Raw genomic sequence first — 17,137 nt, forward strand, 5'->3', positions numbered from 1 at the left:
AAGTAGTACTGTTAGCGCTTAGCCTAGTTTAGGCGACTAGCGACTTACTTAGTAAAAACTTCTTTGAAATCACGCTTCAAGATTGCATCACGACGAGCTTTCTTGATTTGTTTAACCATGTCTTTTACACAGTTGTGTAGAACTTGGTCTAGCAGTTGAGCACGGTACTCTTCTTTTTCTTCGTCAGACATGTCTTCTGGAAGTTTAAGAGTAGGGAACTCTTCCATCACGTTAACACCAGCGAAAGCTTGGCTAACTGAGATTAGAGCGTGGAACTGCTCGAAGTTGTCTAAAACATTTTGTGCGCTTGCTGGAAGACTATCCCAAGCTTCGCGTACTGCTTCTTCAGACACTTCGTGAATAGAAGTAACCATAAAGTGCATCTCTTTTGGTACGCCATCAAATTCGATAACTTGACGAAGTTCTGGTGAGATGGTGGTTAAATCGATTTCTTGTTGTTCGTTGTTTGTAGCGTCTGACATAGTATTTCTCTTTAAAAAGAAACAATGCTAAAAAGATCTGTAAAAAAGTCAATATAATATAGAGATTAGGGCATGATTTAAGCCCAAATTTGAGCTACTTTGAATATTCAACACTAGATAAAGGTGATGTGATGATAGAAAAGGGATCTTCAATGCGCATATTGCTGGTTGATGACGTTCAACTAGACAGGATGCAACTTGCTATCCGACTCAAGCAACTGGGTCATATTGTAGAAGCTGTCGGTAGCGGAAAAGAAGCCCTGAGTGTTTATTCTGATTTTGATCCTGAACTCGTGTTACTTGATATCAGCATGCCTGATATGGATGGTTTTGAAGTGGCGAATGAGGTTCGAAGCCGATTCCCAGAATGGGTTCCCATCATCTTTCTTAGTGGTCACGAAGAACCTGAGATGATCGCAAAAGCGATTGACGCTGGTGGCGATGATTACCTGATCAAGCCAGTAAACAAGGTTGTTTTGAATTCTAAGCTGATTGCGATGCAACGTATCGCGCACATGAGACGAGAGCTAAAACAAAGCACAGCCAAACTCGAAGAACTGAACATCCTTCTGCAGCAACAAGCCAACGAAGATGGCCTGACCAAATTGTATAACCGTCGATATATGGATACTAAGCTTGAAGAGAGCATAGCGTGGCACGGAAGACGTAATATATCCATGACAGTCATACTTCTAGATGTAGACTTCTTTAAGCCTTACAACGATAATTATGGTCATATTCAAGGGGATAAGTGCTTACAAGGGCTTGCTAATACCTTGAAACAGCTGTTTGTTCGTGCGGGAGAGTTTGTCGGTCGTTATGGCGGTGAAGAGTTTGTTCTGATTCTTAGCGACACAGACAGTGAAGGCGCTAAGGTACACGCGACTCGAGTTAAAGAGGCATTGCATGAGATGAACTACGCTCATGACCACTCAACGGTATCGGATAGAGTGACAGTGTCACAAGGTGTGTTGTCATTTGTACCAGAAGGTGGCGAATCTATTGCGTCTATTTACGAAAAGGTCGATCAAGCGCTTTATCAAGCGAAGCAAAGTGGTAGAAATACCTTTGTACAACGTAACATTTTGGAGCTTGCGCGTTAGTTGGCGAGCTCTTTTAGATATTTGAATTTATACTTCTAATAGCGTTTGAGCTAGGAAGTGCTTTAAGTGATAAAAGAAATGCCACATTCGAAGTCATTTTCTATGACTAACACATCTTGGACGCTTGCGGTTCCTCTATTTTTTACCGCTTTGGCGACCACTGTTAATGCCAATACGCTATCTGATCTTTTTCGAAAGGATCTAGAGCAGAGCTTTGCCACCAGTGTATTGCTCAACGACACCGATGTTTTCACTTTTGGTATCAATAACTTTGACCCCAATAAAGTGTTTAGTTTGGACAATGAAGACATCGGTTCGAATGATTCGGTAAGTCGTCGCCAAAACATCACCTCCCTGAGTTTGCCTTACACATTTGAATTACCAAGTTACATCGAAGACAACCATCAAGAGGTGACGCTACGCTTGTCTGCATTGCGAATCGAGAACGATGTCGAGTACGCGGCAGCAAACAGAAACGATTTTCAAAAAGAGTCGGTAGTGTCTGGCTACGTCGAATTCGCGAATGTGTCCCAGCTAGACGAATATTGGAGCTTCAGCTCTGCAATCGGTAACCACATCTCTTACTACCGCAATGATTATGAATATCGCGCTTCGTTGCTAAAGCCTATTCAAGACCAACTGGATGGCGTATATCTCAATACTGATGCTTGGGCTTATATCATCGAGCCTAAAATCAAGCTGATGTACGAAGATAAGAATGACTGGGGAAAGTATAAATTGATCACCAGTTGGCATTACTTTAATGGCATCGGCTGGGGCGAGGCGAATAATGGCAATGTCGGTCATCCTGAAGGGTGGTATATCGCCAATGAAGCCAAGGTTTTCTATGATCTCGTGCGTTGGGATAAGAACATCACTTCGATGTACTCGAGTATAAGACGAATTGATATTGGTGGTGACACCGTGGCATCTATGGGCACCACATCTTACTACGAGGGCAGTGTTGGTTGGTTGCTTAACCCAAACCTGTTTAATGAGTGGGTCGATAACGTGGGAATAGGTTTTACGATTAACTACGGAAGTAGCTTAAAAGGTGGCAGCTTGGTTATATTCTTCAACCAAGATTAAGCTCTTTTTTCCAGTTAAGCCCATACGGCCTCAAATCAATGAGGCTCGTTGAACTTGGAAGTGATAGTTATTGAAGCAGATCGCTATTAATGGCTTAAGCTATTTAGATCTCTAGCACTCAATATCTTTCGCTATCAACTATTGTTAACGGTCAATACACAGTTTGTTTCGACCGGTTTCTTTCGCTTTATACAGCGCTTGGTCAGCAAGCTTCAACACCTCTTCAGGATGTCTGGTGGTTGTACTATCAGACAATCCAATACTCACCGTCACATTCACCACTTCCGATGGTTTGCCTTTCTTGCCACGCTTTTTGATACCCACTTCATGATCGTCGGGGCGTTCATGACTATTACGAATCGTCATGTCGTAGTTTTGAACCTCGGAAATCAGAGCTTGAAGGTGCTCTTTAACTTGTTCCGAATGTTTTCCTTTGAAGATAATCGTGAACTCTTCTCCACCATAGCGATAAGCTTTAGCGCCGCCTGTGGTTTCCCTCAGAATGCGTGCCACCAGTTTTAACACATCGTCGCCAATGTCATGTCCGTAGGTATCGTTGAATTGTTTAAAGTGATCAATATCGACCATCGCCATCGAATACTTACGCCCCAAGTGCTTCATATCGACTTCTAAGGCGTGTCGACCGGGAATGTTAGTCAGTTGGTCGTTAAAGGCCATATCATGACTAGCAGACATCACATAGACGATGATCAGTGTGCCTGACAGCGAGAACATGGTGCTCGAGATGTACTGAATATCGAAGAAGATGAACGTACAAGAAGAAAGCAGGATAGCGCTATAAACCACAACATCGATAGAGCGGTTATACACCAACACGAGAATGGCAGTAAGGCCAAGCAAGCAAAGGCTATACAGCACTAAAACAAAAGGCAGTTTGGAGAAGTCTCTGACAATAAATAGAAGACCATCACTCCATGATTCAAAACCGCCGGCATGGAAGTGAGAGACGATCAATTGTGCCCACACCATAAACAGAACAAGAACGATGGCGTAGAGCAGCATCGACTTTGAGTTTACGCCGTTATCAGGGAAGGCATAAACAAGTAAGCAAGTGACAGGTACTAATGCCGCAAGTAACGAGAGCTCTAATAGCGTTGTGCCAGTATTGAGAGGCGTTTGTAAGCGAACTTGGATGATCAGATAAGCGACAAGCATGGTCACCGATACCATCGCCATTCGACCTTGTCTGAACGTATGGCATAGCAGAACCGCAACGCTCAATAAAATGTAAGGGAGGTTGCTAGCAAACCCTAAATTTGAGTCCGTCACGAGGATGACGTTGTCCATACCAACGAGCAAAATTGTTAACAGGACTAAAGGGAAGCAAAATCGAAATATGCTCGACGTTACAAAAGATGATGCCATTTATGTGGTGAGCCTAACTATATTGATGATCTTATTATTTAATAATATGCGTAGGATACGGTTAAACAAGCGATTGCCAAGCTTTTTGCCTAAATTAGAGCAAAAACATAGTCATAGGTCGCTATTGGTGCAATCATTTTTATATGTATTTTGAGTTGCGATTAACCTTAGAACGAACTACACAGTATATATGAGAAATTAATTAGTCGTTATAGATACTTAACAAAATCTGCTCTGCTGCTCTTACGTTGGCGCTGTCACTTAAAGGGCTTGATGATCAGTTATCATTGAGTGACCTTTTCATTAAGCGACGAAGATCTGTAATGAAGTCAGAGTAAGATTAAATAATGCCTAAGTTTCAACTATGGACAGTAAAACCTATAACTGAGTTATAGAAAGCTATTAGGAATTGCATGGTTTCAAGTGACTTTAGAAACGACTGCGACTAGAAAAACCGCTACAAATGGAGGTGTGGTATGCAAATTAGTGTTGATGTACATAACTATATGGAAACTCTGGTCGGTCATGTATTGGCTACCGAGGAATATGTGTCTAGTTATACCAACGAACAGTTGGCCGATCTCGCGTGCTTGGCTTTGGGCCAGCTAAAACCTATCTATATTCGTTTTGATATCGATTTTCTGTCAGCATTGCCAGAAGACAAATTGGTGCTCTATAAACGCAATAGTGAGATCGCGGTCAAAAATGCAGAAAGTATGATTATTGACGATCGAAGACGTGAACGTGACGACAATGTGCCTGTTATATTTAGTCAACACAATTTTGACGATGACGTAGAATTGCAATGGTACGAAAAGCCGTTGTTGAACCGTAAACAGTCATGATAGTTTAGGGTGAATACGGTCATTTAAGGAGTAAAAAAACGTGGGATTCTTTTCTAGATTATTTGGTGGCAAAGAAAAAACCGAACAAAAAGTAGAGATTGAGCCAGTCGAATATAAGGGTTTCAATATCTATCAAGATGCCATTGCAGAATCTGGTCAATACCGTGTTGCTGGGCGAATCGAGAAAGAATTCGATGGTGAAATCAAAACTCACCGTTTTATTCGTTCAGATGTTGTTTCAAACAAACAAGATGCCGATGAATTGATGCTCAAAAAATCGCAGATGTTCATCGACCAAATGGGCGACAATATATTTAGCTAACCAATTAGGGTTAGAATTGATGTTGGTCATAATTTAGAGAGCTTTCAGTGTATATGCTGAAAGCTCTTTTTAGTTTTATGGATAAAGAACAGCTAGTGAGTTGTTATTAAAAGGATTATTTGCAAGTGGTTTGACCTCTTGGTTCGAGACGGTCGTCATTTATCCGAATGAAGCGCTCAAATTCCGTCCAAATCGTTATAAGTAATAACTTTTCCTGTTCTTTGAACAAAACGCTTGAAGTATTAGTTGTCGTTAGATACAAACGAATAAGTCATTCGTGCCAATAGTCAAGGAATAGCTATGCAAATTGGTGTACCAAGAGAAACGCTCGCAGGTGAAACGCGAGTCGCTGCTTCGCCGAAATCGGTAGAACAGCTTCTAAAATTAGGATTTGAAGTTTTTGTTGAATCACAAGCAGGTGCGTTAGCAAGTTTTGAAGATGCAGCTTATGAACAAGCTGGAGCAAAAGTTGTCACCGCAGATGAAGCTTGGAAATCCGATATTATCTTTAAAGTTAACGCTCCGATCGTTGACGAGTCTAAAAATGAAATCGATCTTCTTAAAGATGGCGCAACATTGGTCAGCTTTATTTGGCCTGCTCAAAATCCAGAGTTAATGGAACAATTGTCCAGTCGTAACATCAACGTGATGGCGATGGATTCTGTACCACGAATTTCAAGAGCTCAGGCGTTAGATGCATTGAGTTCTATGGCAAACATCGCGGGTTATCGTGCTGTTGTTGAAGCGGCGCATGAGTTTGGTCGATTCTTCACGGGCCAGATTACGGCTGCGGGTAAAGTTCCACCAGCAAAAGTACTGGTTGCAGGTGCTGGTGTTGCTGGACTAGCGGCAATCGGCGCTGCGGGTAGCTTAGGTGCGATCGTTCGTTCATTCGACGTTCGTCCTGAAGTTAAAGAACAAGTTGAGTCGATGGGCGCTGAATTCTTGGAAGTGGATTTCAAGGAAGACACCAGTGCTGGTGACGGCTACGCAAAAGAGATGTCTGAAGCATTCAATAAGAAAGCGGAAGAGCTTTATGCAGCTCAAGCAAAAGACGTTGATATCATCATTACTACGGCGCTGATTCCAGGTCGCCCGGCTCCGAAGCTGATTACCAAAGAGATGGTAGACAGCATGAGTGCAGGTAGTGTGATTGTAGACCTTGCGGCGGCCAATGGCGGTAACTGTGAATACACGGTTGCGGATCAAGTCATTACAACGGCTAATGGCGTGAAGGTGGTTGGTTACACTGATATGGTTGGTCGACTGCCGACTCAATCATCTCAACTGTATGCAACGAACCTAGTTAACCTTTTGAAACTGCTTTGCAAAGAGAAAGATGGCAACATCAATATCGACTTTGAAGATGTTGTTCTGCGTGGTGTTACTGTGGTTAAAGAGGGCGAGGTCACTTGGCCAGCTCCACCAATTCAAGTTTCAGCTCAACCACAACAAGCTAAGCCAAAAGCGGCCAAACCAGAGCCTAAAGTTGAAGAACCTGTTTCTCCAATTAAGAAAGTGGCGGGTATGGCGGTAGCTGTTGGTGCATTCGCTTGGGTAGCTTCGGTTGCTCCAGCTGCGTTCTTATCTCACTTTACCGTTTTTGTTCTCGCTTGTGTGGTGGGTTATTACGTAGTTTGGAATGTAAGCCATTCTCTGCATACGCCTTTGATGTCCGTGACTAACGCGATTTCAGGCATCATTGTAGTAGGTGCACTGTTACAGATCGGACAAGGAAGTGGCGTCGTCACGTTCTTATCATTTATTGCCGTATTAATTGCAAGTATCAATATCTTTGGTGGCTTTACCGTGACCAAACGTATGCTTGAAATGTTCCGTAAAGACTAAGGAGTAACAGATGTCTGAAGGATTAGTACAAGCAGCTTATATTGTTGCTGCTGTATTCTTTATTATGAGCTTGGCTGGGTTATCGAAACAGGAATCTGCGCGTGCAGGTAACTATTACGGTATCACGGGTATGGCAATCGCGTTGATCGCAACGATCTTTGGCCCTCACTCTGCTGGTATTGTGTGGATCATCATTGCTATGGTGATCGGTGGTGGTATTGGTATCCACTACGCAAGAAAAGTAGAAATGACTGAAATGCCAGAGCTGGTTGCAATTCTGCACAGCTTCGTAGGTATGGCTGCAGTACTTGTAGGTTACAACAGCTACATCGATCCACCTGCTGCTGTTTCTATCAACCCTGCAGATATTCATGCAGAGCACGTTATCCATCTAGTGGAAGTGTTCCTTGGCGTGTTTATCGGTGCGGTGACGTTCACGGGTTCTATTGTTGCGTTTGGTAAGCTTCGTGGCGTTATCTCTTCGTCTGCATTGAACATCCCTCATAAGCACAAGTGGAATCTAGCGGCTATCGTAGTTTCTACACTGCTGATGATCATGTTCGTTAAAGCAGACGGCAGCATGTTCGCACTAATGGTGATGACACTTATCGCATTCGCATTCGGTTACCACCTAGTGGCATCGATTGGCGGTGCAGATATGCCAGTAGTTGTATCTATGCTGAACTCGTACTCTGGTTGGGCAGCAGCAGCGGCAGGTTTCATGCTTGCAAACGATCTGCTTATCGTAACTGGTGCATTGGTTGGTTCGTCGGGTGCGATTCTGTCTTACATTATGTGTAAGGCGATGAACCGCTCTTTCATCAGCGTTATTGCTGGTGGATTCGGCCAAGAAGTGGTTGTGTCTGATGGCGATGAAGAGCAAGGTGAACACCGCGAAATATCAGCTGAAGATGTGGCTGATATGCTGAAAAACTCTAAGTCAGTAATCATCACTCCTGGATACGGCATGGCAGTAGCTCAAGCACAATACCCAGTGCATGAAATCACTGAGAAGCTACGAGCGCAGGGCATTAATGTTCGATTTGGTATCCACCCAGTTGCTGGTAGGTTACCGGGTCACATGAACGTACTGCTTGCTGAAGCGAAAGTGCCGTACGATATCGTTCTAGAAATGGACGAAATCAACGATGACTTCGATGAGACAGATACTGTATTGGTAATTGGTGCGAATGACACCGTAAACCCTGCAGCACTTGAAGATCCAAACAGCCCAATTGCTGGTATGCCAGTACTTGAAGTTTGGAACGCTCAGAATGTTATCGTATTCAAGCGTTCGATGAACACAGGTTACGCCGGTGTGCAAAACCCACTGTTCTTCAAAGAGAACACGCAGATGCTGTTTGGCGATGCTAAAAAGAGTTGTCTAAGTATCTTAGAACATCTATAGAGATCACCTCTAAACAATATGTAACAACTCGATAAGGAGCTCATTTGAGCTCCTTTTTTTATCTTACGAAAGCGACTCTATGTGTGATCTCAGTTGATACGAAGTTGACGAAGCCTGATGCAAAACTTGTCGCAATTGAGGTTTGGCTTGCCAATCAGTCTATTAGTACGTATGTACAATGTGGCCGTAATATATTGGCCTTTATCTCTGTAGCTCGCCATTCTCAATGTTTTTCATGCGGTTAAAAATTTATCTTTGATAGCGAATGGTATATATTTGGTTGATCTATATGAATTTGCGTTGGTTTGTGATCATCAAAAGAACATTTACTCTTCTTATCGCTACGTTGTCTGTGTCTGCAAACGCATTTGCTGACTCTTTACCTGAGCGTATCGATAATTTCACCAAACTCTTTGATCATGAAACGGCAATCGAATCTTACGATATTCGAGTGCTACAGGCTGATTATCCAACACGTTTGATCATGCCGTCTTCTATGCTGCCACAAACAGCAGAGTACCCGTTAAAAGACATTCAGCGCTTGTACCAGTTATCAAAAACCTGTAGTGGTAAACTGCCGTTAAGCCCTTTGATTACTGAGCCTTTAGTTTTTACTCGTGCAATGTGTAAAGGCACCAAGCTTTCTGACCGTTGGTTTAGCCGTAGTGGTTTGATTCACCCTGGCGGCGGTTCTTATGCGGCACGATACGTTGAGAAGTACCCAGAAAAATTCGACTCTCTGAAGCGCTTTATGCATATTCAAGAGCGACCAAACACCGAACACGATGAACTACTGTCTCGCTTGCAACAAATGGATAGCGAAGCAATCACCGCGCTGTTAGCGGGTGCGAGTATGTTTGTTGAGCTTGATGAGATGTGGGTAAAACGCGGCTACAGATATTACCTGTATAAAAAATCAGTCTGGAACGAAAATGCCACGCTTGCTGGGTTATCGTTTAGCTTGTCTTCAGAAGGTAAAAGCTGTTTTGTCCAGCGTGGTAATGTGTGTTGGGAAATAGAAGATCATTCAGAGCTTCTGCAAGTCGCCATGTTTATCTTGGTTATTGCCAACATCATGCTTGTCTTAGGTTGGGCGATTTACCGCTGGAACAGCAAGAAACAAGAGATGAAGAGTCGCATGCTGGTTCTTCAAATCCTAACGCACGAATTAAGAACGCCGATTGCGAGTTTGTCATTGACGGTGGAAGGGTTCAGGCGTGAGTTCGAACACTTACCAGAATCGGTATATGATGAGTTCCGTAGGCTGTGTGAAGATACACGCCGTTTAAGACAGTTGGCGGAAGCAAGTAAAGATTACCTGCAATCAGATAATCAACCGCTCGCAACAGAGTGGGTGCCAAGTGTTGAAGAGTGGCTCCAATACAAAGTTGAAGAAGACTTTGCGCCGGGGATTGAACTCCGTGTAAACAAAGATATAGCTGCAAAAGTGAGCGTATATTGGTTGGGAACGTGCATCGATAACCTAATCAGAAATGCCGTGAAATACGGTGTGGCTCCAGTAATTCTAGAACTGAATACTTCTGACAAGAAGCTGACATTCAAAGTTATAGATAATGGAGACTTGTCTCGCAAAGATTGGGGGCAACTAAGAAAACCATTCGTAAGTAAGAGTGGACTCGGTTTAGGTCTGACGATAGTGGAATCTATGGTTGGAAAAATGGGCGGTCACATGACGCTTATCGGCCCCCCGACAACATTTATTTTGGAGATACCTTGTGAAACAGACATTGCTTCTCGTTGAAGATGATAAAAATTTAGCTGACGGTTTATTAGTTAGCCTTGAGCAAGCTGGATATGAATGTTTGCATGCAGAACTGATCTCTGAAGTTGAAGGCTACTGGGAACAAGCGGATCTAGTGATTCTAGACCGTCAACTTCCTGATGGCGACTCAGTAGATTCACTTCCAGGTTGGAAGAAAAAGAAAGATATCCCAGTTATTTTGCTGACGGCTCTCGTGACAGTAAAAGACAAAGTAGCGGGCCTAGATTCAGGTGCAAACGACTACTTAACAAAGCCATTCGCAGAGGCTGAGCTATTTGCTCGAATTCGTGCTCAACTTCGCCTGCCAGATTCTGAAGAACAAGATGCATCAAAAGTTATCGCTCAGAATCTTGTTATCGATAAAGCGACACGTGAAGTGTTTTTCAATGAACAGGAAGTAACGTTAACGCGCACTGAATTTGACCTTCTACTGTTCTTGGCAAGTAACCTTGGACGTGTGTTTACACGTGATGAACTGCTTGACCATGTATGGGGTTACAACCATTTCCCAACAACACGTACGGTAGACACGCACGTTCTGCAACTAAGACAGAAACTGCCGGGTCTAGAAATTGAAACGCTGCGTGGCGTTGGTTACAAGATGAAAGCGTAATGAGAATAGCCTTACTTCCACTATTAATGTTTTCTTGCGTAGCGAATACCGCGCAAGCAACGGATTGGTTTAAGAGCAGCGATGCTCTGACTCAAGTTCATAAACATCTGCTAGATAATGATTTACCTCAGATGTTTGACTCATTAGTGGAAGTTTGGCAAATCAACTCGTCTCAATCACGAGAAGATCACCTCAATGAACTGTTCGATCAAGCATTGAACAAAGATTGTGGTAAAACTCTCACCAGAAAAACACTCCCAGATTGGATTAGTTCAGTCGTCGTTAAAAGACACATCATTCAAAGCCCTGGCCGAGATACCTTTCGTGTATCGATTAATGTTGAATCCGAAAACAACATTCAAGACATTACCTTCGAGAAGTGGGTCGATAAGATCGTTTCTTCGGACAGTGAGTTAACCAAAGACAGTGAAGTGGTTAACAACGCATCGGTGAGTCTATACCGCAAGCGTTACAATTTAGCCTCTCAACTTGAATCCGGTTTATACCGTTTAAGCGTTAAAGGTGATGGCGGAAAGTCTTGGAGCACTTGGGTTGTTTTGGGTGAAGTTGCCATGCGTCAACAAGTTCGCTGGGCATCAAAAGACACGTGGCGAATCGATAAAAAAGAACTACTCAATCCTTATTGTCCGCTCCCTAAGCTCGAAATCGGTTTGTACGATTACGTTGATGAACACTATGAACAGGTCTGGGGCAAGAGCTACGAATCTGATTATCCAATGAACCTTACTGGTGAAGAACTTCCTAATGATCGCTATGTTTTAGCGGTTTCAATGGTGCATTCACGCTGGCAAGGCGACATAGCGATAGAACAAGCACAAACTATCAGCAAAACTTATGATATTTCTAGCGAAGAAGAGTTAAAGTAATTTAAAATTGTGCCGTTAACTATGTAAGGGATCTAACAAAGATAAACGGCATGAAAAAAACCACAAAACTACTCGCAGCGTCAATTGCATTCGCCAGTCTTCCTCTTTCAGCAGCAAACTACGCCATTGAAGCGCGTGGTGATGCGATGGGTGGTGTTGGTGTTGTTTCAGCAAACTTCCTAACTGCTCCATTCTATAACCCAGCACTTGTTGCGATTTATCGTCGTAATGATGACATGGGAATGATCACGCCAAGTTTTGGCGGTAATTATAATGACCCTAATAACTTAGTTGATGATATCGATAATTTAGTTGACAGCATTGAGTCAGGTACTGTGACTGGTTCTGATCTAGATGCTCTTAATGGTGATAGCCTGAATGTTGATTTAGGTGGTGTTGTAGCATTCGCTCTACCAAATCAGTATATTGCAGCAAACGTATTTGCAAAAGCATACACTGAATCATTTGTAACCCCTGATACATCTAGTGACGCTGCTAATAGTGACTTGGTTAATGCTGAGTTAACTGCTGTTAAAGCTGTTTCTATTGGCATTATGGAAGCTGGTATATCATTAGCAAAATATCAAACGTTCATGGGACAACATTTGTCGTTTGGTATTTCTCCAAAACTCCAAAGAATCTATACGTATAACTACATTGCCTCGGCACAAAACTACGATCTAAGTGATGTTCGAGAAAACGACACCGCGGAAACTACATTTAATATTGATGCAGGTGCGCTTTGGTTTTACGGCCCATTTAGAGTGGGTTTTTCTGCAACGAATATTATAGACCGTGAGATTGAAACTAAATCCGTTAGCCAACAGCTAACAAGCAGCACAGGGGCTACAAGAACAGTAACATCGAGTCATTCTTATAACCTGGGGCCAGTCTACACTGTTGGTGCGGGGATCGTTTCTGATTACTTTACGTTGAGTGTTGATTATGATTTGAATGAAGCAGAGAAGTTTACTTCGTTCGAAGACAACGAACAGATGATTCGTGTTGGTACTGAAGTCGACCTGTTACGTCAGCTTAAGCTAAGGGGAGGGTATTACAAGAACCTGGCTTACTCTGATTCAGAAGGAACAGTGACAGCTGGTGTTGGTATCTCGCCATTGAACTTGTTTCAGCTAGATCTAAGTGCTAACTACACGAATGAAAATGCAATGGGTGCATCCATCAATTTCCTTGCTAGTTACTAACAGTCCTTATATAGTTCTGCTCCTAAATAAAGGAGCAGAGCATGCTAAACGACTTACCAACCCTTTCTCACGAAGAACAACAGAAAGCTGTTGAACGAATTCAAGAAATGATGACTCAGGGCATCAGCACAGCACAAGCTATTAAAATCGTTGCTGAGCAAATTCGTGAAGAAATGAGTAATAAAGAAGAGTAGGGCATTAGCCCTTCTTTTTTATTACCTTAGTGCACTATAACTAAATATATTACCCTCTAGTATATTATCTCGTACATCCGAACTCTTTAGTTACCCTAAATTCCGATCTACCCAAAACCATTAAATACCGTATATTCAGCAAGTTATGTCGGAGTAATTCACTTTTCAGGCATTCCTCGGCTTTGAGTTGTAATTAAATTACAGCAAGCTCTGAAAGTAAAACAATCGCCATTTTAGGTGTCAGCATTTATGTCACCACACCTAAGTCTTTAAATATATGGTGTTTTTTAAGGCTAGTGACGTTGTGACTTCTATTTTTAGCGGATACGAGTGTATGAATGTTCAGAAGCAGACAAATGAGGATTTCATCTAAAAACAGTGCGAGATAAGTAACGACGGTAATGTTCAAAACCGACACCGCGAGTGACTGACCACTGGTTAGAGCGCGCTTTACTAGCCAAATATGTACATTTTAAAACAAGTGCTTAGGAAGCTAGAGGCGTACAGAAGAGCGGTTTATAGAGCGATTCAGGAACGATTCGTATCAATCTGAGAATGCTATTGATGGCGTTATTACAGATGGTGTTATAGCAAACGGTGTTATTGCAGATGGCGAGAGCGCGCTTATAGGCATACGAATCGATTAGAATGCTGATGAGACAACAAAGCTTATAGGTTTATTTAGTCAGCGGTTAAAAATCTAACGGCTGCTTAAGTGGAGAGTAGATATCGACAGGGTATTAATGGCGTGTTGATTGAGTAGTGGCCGAGAGTTGAATGTGTAGCTGCGGTCCAGTCTAGTGAGCCTTAATAAAACGTAACGACTTGGTTTCGTCCGTTGTCTTTCGCTTGGTAGAGTGCTTTGTCTGCACGTTTGATGGCTGTACGTATCGACTCATGCTCCTTAAGCTGCGTTACTCCAGTCGAAGTCGTCACTTTAAGCGCTTTAGGCCAAGGGCTTTGGTCCATTGCTAGGTAAAAATCATCGATAGATTCGTTACACTGTAGCGTGGTTTGTTCCAGGCAAACGAGTAGAAACTCCTCACCACCCCAGCGATAAAGTAAGTACTGCTCACCAAGGCTCTCGTTCGCCGTTGCGACAAACTGAATAAGTACTTTGTCACCCACTTCATGGCCATGTTGATCATTGATCTGCTTAAAATGGTCTAAATCAAACAACGCGATGTGAATCGTTTTTCCTTGTTGCGCCAGCCATTCGAAATCATAGAAGATATCTAACGCTTCGGTTCGGTTTCTACATCCGGTCAACGGATCGGTTGTTGCCTTTACCTTTAACTCTTCAATCTCGTCGGTCAAATAGCGTTGTTGCTCTGCTGCGCGCGTTTTGCTTCGCTGTGCGATATGTAACGCACAACCCACATAATAGATGGCATACGTCACCCATAATCCAATTAAGAGTTCGCCTAACAAAGCTTTGCTGATGACTTTACCGTGGAAAACAATGCTTGAGATCTTAAGTGAATGGTGTCCATCTAGCGTGCTGGCTTCAAGCCCGAGCTCAACAGACACCGCGTTTGTAATGTCTACCGCGCTACTAGTAATAGGTTGGTTGTAATGATCAATCCACCAAAAAGGAACGTTGAAGTAGTTTAAGTCGATGTGGTTTTTATCTGGTAACGAGAAGTCTAAGCGATTGTACTTATTCGACATAGCATCACCTTTCACGCTGTAATTCTTGTTGTAATTACGAATGTAGAAGCGAAACCTTGGGTCTTCTTGGCCTTGGTAATCCATATTAATGGTGACCGAATCGAACGTTGAGAGATCGAGCCCTTTATCTTGTGTCGATATAACGAATTCAATTTCACTGAAGGGTAAGCTATAGGTCCGTTCAAAGTCACACTGTAACTCAATGCCATCTTTTGATCTGTGTAACGAGCCTACGGTGCCACCATCGTGGTCTCTGTCTGTGTTAACGCGTGTAGGGTATTTGTCTGGTGTAATAACGTAGCTCTTATTCATGAGCGTATTAAAAGAGATCAACGACACTAGCGTGATTGCTAGGCAAAAAATCGAAAGGAATATGTTGAGTTTTCGGAATGCTTTGTCGCTCATGATACTAACCCGTACACGTGATTCGAATGTAATGCGCAATGCCTTAGAGTTGGCGCAATCGAAGATTCTATTTGAGTAACGCCTTAGGTGGAATCGGTATACCTAAAACTAACGCAGAGCTCAGGTTATACAGTAAAGAGATTCATTTAACCAAATGTAAGTTTAAAATCTGAACGCAGAGCCTTGATTCTGAATGTTATTTGCTCAATAAGTGCGGTTTTTACGGGGGTAATAATTTAACTGTATATTTATACAGTTAAATTTAAAGTGGCTCGGTTTGTTGTAATCAGAGTGGTGTGTGTAAGTTTTATGGTTAGCTGTGATAACGACTCACGAGGCCACTGTTACTGTTCATCAATTAAAGTGGAGGGCAGTTATGTTGCAGTGTCACTTTTCAAACTCAATTTTATCGAATCACTTTGTTGTTTATGAGAGCGTTCGCACCACTCATCTTGTCTTTCATTCCTAATTTCCGCGCTATGGTGCAATACCTACTTGAATATTACGCATCTCGATGGAAAACGAAGTGATGGCGTTTCTTGATGCGTTGGTCATTGCATTTATTACAGGTGGAGTCTCAAGCCTCGGCACGATTGCGGCTTTGAAAACAGACATCCACTGGATTAAACGAGTGCAGCAAGACCAAGAGCAACGGAAACGAAAACTGGAGGACCCCAATGGCTAGAAAGGTTACAAATGCAAAGGCCGGCCAGCTAATGAAGGGCTACACGCTTAGAAATGGGCGAGTGGTCAGGCGAACACGACACGGAAACGTTACAAAAAACGGTGACAAATCACACTAATCAAAAGAGCTGCTTTATTATGAAAGTAGCTCTTTTTACATCTTCGACATACGTAACTAGGCCATTAGCATCTAGTTTACAGCTAATGATTTAAATCACTGTTATAATTAGAGTTTATGGTTATAATTTATTCCCATAAAGCAAACTAGGAAGAAATCTATCACATTGATAGTGAAATATTGTCCTAATAAGTCATTAAACGGACGACGTAGCGGTTGAATTGCGTTTACGTTGCTTAACTAGGCGTTACATGATTTTTTGGTAAAATATATAAATAGGTCAATCATGAAGCTTGCAGTAAATGTCGATTTAGCAAAATCTATCTACCTTGATGAGCGAGGAGATAGAAACCCAAATGTTACAAGTACTCTAGACTATTTTTTTATCGGTGGGGTTGAGGTCTTTAATCGTGATAAAAAGAGAATCATAGATTTTGTTAGATCCTTTAAAATAGAGCTTTATCCTGATCGCGACCCAGATGGCTGGGAGCTAAAAGGAGCTAGTAATCCTTCATTTTTTAAAAACAAAGAGTTATCTAATGAAGATAATAGGAAGTTAGATAAAGCAGCTGCTGAAAATAAATGGAGTCGTTGGTCAAAGGCTCTGAGAACTAACCGGCTTGAATATAAGCTATATGGTTCGTTTGTTAAATTATCTGATTTCAAAGAAAAATTCCCGGAATGTACAGAAAAAGATGTAATTAAGTCAGCATTTGTAAATGTCGCTTATAAATTTGTTAATTTTGGCTGTGTTCAGCGTGACCTCGATGAAAATCGTTTGTGGGACTATATTATATACCCTAGTACTTTCTATTTTGATAATGTCACTAACCTACAAGAGAAGTCTGTTTTAGAGGCTTTTAAAGAATATCCAGAACATTATCCCCATATAGCCAATGGCTTTTGTGTCGGGAATAATCTCAATTTCATCACAAACGAAAACTACAATGATGATGACGAAATCATGATGCAGTTTGTTGATATGCAAATTTATGCGTTAACCCGCTTTCTGAGTCCTAGTAGAGGTAAAGCGCAAAATTCAGCTAATATTTTAATCAATTTTGAAGAGTATGTTGGCTTTGTTGCGTAATTAA

The 17,137-nt window shown here is 42.2% G+C and carries 16 protein-coding genes; 13 read left to right on the forward strand and 3 right to left on the reverse strand.

Annotated features, from left to right (window positions below; genetic code table 11):
- Window positions 1-44: 44 nt before the first annotated feature.
- A complete protein-coding gene (locus tag AB4263_RS07520) occupies window positions 45-482 on the reverse strand; it encodes a DUF3069 domain-containing protein (RefSeq protein WP_017060108.1) in 438 nt (145 codons plus the stop codon).
- Between the two features lie 131 nt (window positions 483-613).
- On the opposite strand from AB4263_RS07520, the gene AB4263_RS07525 reads away from it, so the two are divergent.
- Both AB4263_RS07525 and AB4263_RS07530 read left to right on the forward strand, forming a co-directional pair.
- The gene (locus tag AB4263_RS07525; protein WP_170967997.1) at window positions 614-1,585 is read left to right on the forward strand and encodes a diguanylate cyclase; all 972 of its coding nucleotides are present in this window, start codon (window positions 614-616) and stop codon (window positions 1,583-1,585) included.
- 78 nt (window positions 1,586-1,663) lie between these two features.
- Window positions 1,664-2,674: a Solitary outer membrane autotransporter beta-barrel domain gene (locus tag AB4263_RS07530; protein WP_372098013.1), complete on the forward strand. Its 1,011-nt coding sequence runs from the start codon at window positions 1,664-1,666 to the stop codon at window positions 2,672-2,674.
- A 144-nt stretch (window positions 2,675-2,818) separates the two neighbouring features.
- Here the strand turns inward: AB4263_RS07530 and AB4263_RS07535 are convergent, their stop codons facing one another.
- On the reverse strand, window positions 2,819-4,060 hold the full coding sequence (locus tag AB4263_RS07535; protein WP_372098014.1) for a GGDEF domain-containing protein: 1,242 nt from the start codon (window positions 4,058-4,060) through the stop codon (window positions 2,819-2,821).
- Between the two features lie 476 nt (window positions 4,061-4,536).
- On the opposite strand from AB4263_RS07535, the gene AB4263_RS07540 reads away from it, so the two are divergent.
- The 9 genes from AB4263_RS07540 to AB4263_RS07580 all read left to right on the forward strand — a co-directional run bounded on the left by AB4263_RS07540 (window position 4,537) and on the right by AB4263_RS07580 (window position 13,165).
- Window positions 4,537-4,905: a late competence development ComFB family protein gene (locus AB4263_RS07540; protein WP_017060104.1), complete on the forward strand. Its 369-nt coding sequence runs from the start codon at window positions 4,537-4,539 to the stop codon at window positions 4,903-4,905.
- A 40-nt stretch (window positions 4,906-4,945) separates the two neighbouring features.
- Window positions 4,946-5,227, forward strand: a complete 282-nt coding sequence (locus AB4263_RS07545) for an HlyU family transcriptional regulator (protein ID WP_004731023.1) — start codon at window positions 4,946-4,948, stop codon at window positions 5,225-5,227.
- A 300-nt stretch (window positions 5,228-5,527) separates the two neighbouring features.
- Entirely contained in the window at window positions 5,528-7,075 is a 1,548-nt protein-coding gene (gene pntA, locus AB4263_RS07550; protein ID WP_372098015.1) for a Re/Si-specific NAD(P)(+) transhydrogenase subunit alpha, read from the forward strand.
- A gap of 10 nt (window positions 7,076-7,085) precedes the next feature.
- Complete coding sequence (gene pntB, locus AB4263_RS07555; protein WP_372098016.1) at window positions 7,086-8,483, forward strand: Re/Si-specific NAD(P)(+) transhydrogenase subunit beta; 1,398 nt, start codon at window positions 7,086-7,088, stop codon at window positions 8,481-8,483.
- Between the two features lie 289 nt (window positions 8,484-8,772).
- Window positions 8,773-10,245 (forward strand): sensor histidine kinase VxrA, encoded by a 1,473-nt coding sequence (gene vxrA / locus AB4263_RS07560; protein WP_372098017.1) that lies wholly within the window; start codon window positions 8,773-8,775, stop codon window positions 10,243-10,245.
- On the forward strand, window positions 10,220-10,879 hold the full coding sequence (gene vxrB / locus AB4263_RS07565) for a response regulator transcription factor VxrB (RefSeq protein WP_017060099.1): 660 nt from the start codon (window positions 10,220-10,222) through the stop codon (window positions 10,877-10,879). Before vxrA ends, vxrB begins: the two co-directional genes overlap by 26 nt.
- Window positions 10,879-11,766, forward strand: a complete 888-nt coding sequence (locus AB4263_RS07570) for a DUF2861 family protein (protein ID WP_029235234.1) — start codon at window positions 10,879-10,881, stop codon at window positions 11,764-11,766. The genes vxrB and AB4263_RS07570 overlap by 1 nt, the downstream gene beginning before the upstream one ends.
- A gap of 50 nt (window positions 11,767-11,816) precedes the next feature.
- Window positions 11,817-12,971 carry a conjugal transfer protein TraF gene (locus AB4263_RS07575; RefSeq protein WP_017069084.1) on the forward strand — a complete coding sequence of 385 codons (1,155 nt, stop codon included), beginning with the start codon at window positions 11,817-11,819 and terminating at the stop codon, window positions 12,969-12,971.
- 41 nt (window positions 12,972-13,012) lie between these two features.
- Entirely contained in the window at window positions 13,013-13,165 is a 153-nt protein-coding gene (locus tag AB4263_RS07580; RefSeq protein WP_004731009.1) for a YoaH family protein, read from the forward strand.
- An 807-nt stretch (window positions 13,166-13,972) separates the two neighbouring features.
- Here the strand turns inward: AB4263_RS07580 and AB4263_RS07585 are convergent.
- Complete coding sequence (locus AB4263_RS07585) at window positions 13,973-15,280, reverse strand: GGDEF domain-containing protein (protein ID WP_372098018.1); 1,308 nt, start codon at window positions 15,278-15,280, stop codon at window positions 13,973-13,975.
- 475 nt (window positions 15,281-15,755) lie between these two features.
- On the opposite strand from AB4263_RS07585, the gene AB4263_RS07590 reads away from it, so the two are divergent.
- Together AB4263_RS07590 and AB4263_RS07595 are read left to right on the forward strand one after the other, a co-directional pair.
- Window positions 15,756-15,926: a hypothetical protein gene (locus AB4263_RS07590; protein ID WP_181360018.1), complete on the forward strand. Its 171-nt coding sequence runs from the start codon at window positions 15,756-15,758 to the stop codon at window positions 15,924-15,926.
- A gap of 403 nt (window positions 15,927-16,329) precedes the next feature.
- On the forward strand, window positions 16,330-17,133 hold the full coding sequence (locus AB4263_RS07595) for a DUF3800 domain-containing protein (protein WP_372098019.1): 804 nt from the start codon (window positions 16,330-16,332) through the stop codon (window positions 17,131-17,133).
- The last annotated feature ends 4 nt before the right edge of the window (window positions 17,134-17,137 follow it).

This window comes from Vibrio sp. 10N.261.55.C5 (assembly GCF_041470505.1).
GTDB classification, from domain to species: Bacteria; Pseudomonadota; Gammaproteobacteria; order Enterobacterales; family Vibrionaceae; genus Vibrio; species Vibrio crassostreae_C.

Excerpts from the sequence above, each read along its gene's own strand:
- AB4263_RS07520 (WP_017060108.1), bottom strand. The coding sequence starts at position 482 with ATGTCAGACGCTACAAACAACGAACAACAAGAAATCGATTTAACCACC.
- AB4263_RS07525 (WP_170967997.1), top strand. The coding sequence starts at position 614 with ATGATAGAAAAGGGATCTTCAATGCGCATATTGCTGGTTGATGACGTT.
- AB4263_RS07530 (WP_372098013.1), top strand. The coding sequence starts at position 1,664 with ATGCCACATTCGAAGTCATTTTCTATGACTAACACATCTTGGACGCTT.
- AB4263_RS07535 (WP_372098014.1), bottom strand. The coding sequence starts at position 4,060 with ATGGCATCATCTTTTGTAACGTCGAGCATATTTCGATTTTGCTTCCCT.
- AB4263_RS07540 (WP_017060104.1), top strand. The coding sequence starts at position 4,537 with ATGCAAATTAGTGTTGATGTACATAACTATATGGAAACTCTGGTCGGT.
- pntA (WP_372098015.1), top strand. The coding sequence starts at position 5,528 with ATGCAAATTGGTGTACCAAGAGAAACGCTCGCAGGTGAAACGCGAGTC.
- pntB (WP_372098016.1), top strand. The coding sequence starts at position 7,086 with ATGTCTGAAGGATTAGTACAAGCAGCTTATATTGTTGCTGCTGTATTC.
- vxrA (WP_372098017.1), top strand. The coding sequence starts at position 8,773 with ATGAATTTGCGTTGGTTTGTGATCATCAAAAGAACATTTACTCTTCTT.
- AB4263_RS07570 (WP_029235234.1), top strand. The coding sequence starts at position 10,879 with ATGAGAATAGCCTTACTTCCACTATTAATGTTTTCTTGCGTAGCGAAT.
- AB4263_RS07575 (WP_017069084.1), top strand. The coding sequence starts at position 11,817 with ATGAAAAAAACCACAAAACTACTCGCAGCGTCAATTGCATTCGCCAGT.
- AB4263_RS07580 (WP_004731009.1), top strand. The coding sequence starts at position 13,013 with ATGCTAAACGACTTACCAACCCTTTCTCACGAAGAACAACAGAAAGCT.
- AB4263_RS07590 (WP_181360018.1), top strand. The coding sequence starts at position 15,756 with ATGGAAAACGAAGTGATGGCGTTTCTTGATGCGTTGGTCATTGCATTT.
- AB4263_RS07595 (WP_372098019.1), top strand. The coding sequence starts at position 16,330 with ATGAAGCTTGCAGTAAATGTCGATTTAGCAAAATCTATCTACCTTGAT.